Origin of the sequence: Sulfuricaulis sp. (genome assembly GCF_040901545.1) — a bacterium.
Taxonomy (GTDB): Bacteria; Pseudomonadota; Gammaproteobacteria; order Acidiferrobacterales; family Sulfurifustaceae; genus Sulfuricaulis.
In genome coordinates, this window is sequence record NZ_JBBDYL010000055.1 from 1 (window position 1) to 2079 (window position 2079).

Annotated in this window: 3 protein-coding genes; all 3 read left to right on the plus strand. The window is 58.5% G+C overall.

The annotated features are described in order from the left end of the window. The first annotated feature begins 290 nt into the window (after positions 1–290). Positions 291–983 (plus strand): transposase, encoded by a 693-nt coding sequence (locus WD823_RS12170; protein WP_368429526.1) that lies wholly within the window; start codon positions 291–293, stop codon positions 981–983. A 61-nt stretch (positions 984–1044) separates the two neighbouring features. Continuing rightward, positions 1045–1854, plus strand: a complete 810-nt coding sequence (locus WD823_RS12175; protein WP_368429774.1) for a hypothetical protein — start codon at positions 1045–1047, stop codon at positions 1852–1854. Positions 1855–1856: 2 nt separating this feature from the next. Then, positions 1857–2079 (plus strand): hypothetical protein (locus tag WD823_RS12180; protein ID WP_368429775.1); only part of this gene is annotated, 223 nt, incomplete at its 3' end.

Below are 2079 nucleotides of genomic sequence, written 5' to 3' on the forward strand. Positions count from 1 at the left end.
GACAGGGCAGATGTATTTTTCTCAAGGGTGTCGCAGGCACTGAGAAATCCGTCACAGAATCAAGGCCTTCCGCAAACCTAACATTCTGATAGATTTGATTTTCATGGGAATTCCGCCTTAAATCGCACCGAGAGAGCCAGCAACGATAACGGTCGCGCATCACGCCTCGCCAAGAGGGCGCACTGCGGGACGGAGCGCACGGCGCATGTCAGGCATGGGTCTGCGCCACAGGGAGGCGAGCGATGCCACGACGCGCGCGAGTGACGGCTGCGGGAGTACCGCACCATGTCGTGCAGCGCGGCCACAATCGCCAGCCCACCTTCTTCGCCGCCGAGGACTACCACACCTACCTGCATCACCTCGCCGAGGGCGCGCGCCGCTACGGCTGCCAGATCCACGCCTACGTGCTGATGACCAACCACGTGCATGTGCTGGTGACGCCGGAGTCCCGGGACGCGCTCGCGGCGCTGATGCGCTACGTCGGCAGCCGCTACGTGCAATACGTGAACTACGTCTACCGGCGCCGCGGCACGCTGTGGGAAGGGCGGTTTAAGTCGAGTCTGGTGCAGGCCGAGGACTACCTGCTTGCGTGCTACCGCTACATCGAACTGAACCCGGTGCGCGCGGCGATGGTGGAGCGGCCGGAGCATTACCGCTGGTCGAGCTACGCGTGCCATGCGCTGGCCAAGGTAGACGCGCTCGTCACCGATCATCTGATCTACGTGGAGCTGGGCGCAACGCAAGATGCGCGCTGCGCGGCCTACCGTGAGTTATACCGCTACGAGCTTGACGCGGAGATCGTGGGCGAGATCCGCGGCACGCTGAACAAAGGACTGGCCCTGGGCGCGAAGCGGTTCAAGGATGCGATCGAGCAGGCTCTGGCGCGCTCGGTGCGGGAGAAGCCGCGCGGGCGGCGGCGCAAGACGGCGAGCGAGATCGATGGTGAGCATGGACAGTTCGGGTTTGCGGAGGAACGGAAATGAACGTGCGCAAAAAGAATTTGGCTCCGTCTCCATTTAACGCAAACGCTTAGTGAGGTTCTATATGACGAAAATGACTCTGACCCCATTTTTTAGCGCAGCAATGCAGGCGATCCGATACGTCGTGCGTCAACGTGCCCATGTCATCCGCACGACACTGGCCGTGGCGGTGTTCGGCTTGCTGCCCGCTTGCGCGGCGACCACGCCCTCCGACCGACCGGACGACGCCTACGTCAAAGAGGCATGGGCGTATTTCAAAAAGAAATGCGACACCGAAGCTGGCGAGAAGATCTACAAGACCTTCACCGGCGTCAAGAGCGTGCTGGTGGTGAAGCCGCTGCCGCCGGCGACGGAGAAGGATCTCTACGATCAGTTCTGGTATGGGGATCCGTATAGTGATGCAACTCCGTGGGACAAGCGCGGCGAACATGCTGCGATGACGTTAACTATGGACAGCCGCCGCCCAACCGGACGTCAACGAGGATTAGACTTCGTTGAAATCAAAAACGATTCAGGTCCTGGATATACAAAAATTAATCGTCCAGTTGCCAACGACAAGCTCGCGGTTAAGGAACACATAGACAGGCCGATAAGCCGATTTGGCGTGGCTTGGGAAGATATATCTACGCCACAGGATCGCAAGTACTGGGTCGCTGGCAGTCGTTTACGCGTTATCGATCTTTCGAGCAGCAGTGTTGTTGCAGAACGCATTGGTTACTTGATTGAAGCGGGGTTTGGTTCAACAAAGGGGCAGCGACGCCCTTGGCTTACCTCAAGGGGGATCGGGCCGAACGGGCACTCGTGTCCGAGAGCGGGTGATTACACGGACAATTGGTTTATTGCGGATGTATTTGGACTTGAGCGGACGGAATAGTCATGGCAAAGGGACAGATAAGTAAACTGCTTGAATTCGCCAATATGCAGATGGCGGCAGAAGCGTTTCTATCACGTCTTGGCGACGACACGCCTAACATACCGCCCGCGGGTCAAATACAGGCGCGACTGACTCAAGGCAACACCCACGCTAGCACCTTCACTCCAATCCAAGCTGAACAATTCACCGCGCAATACGAAGTCCTCACCCAATACCGCAACGATC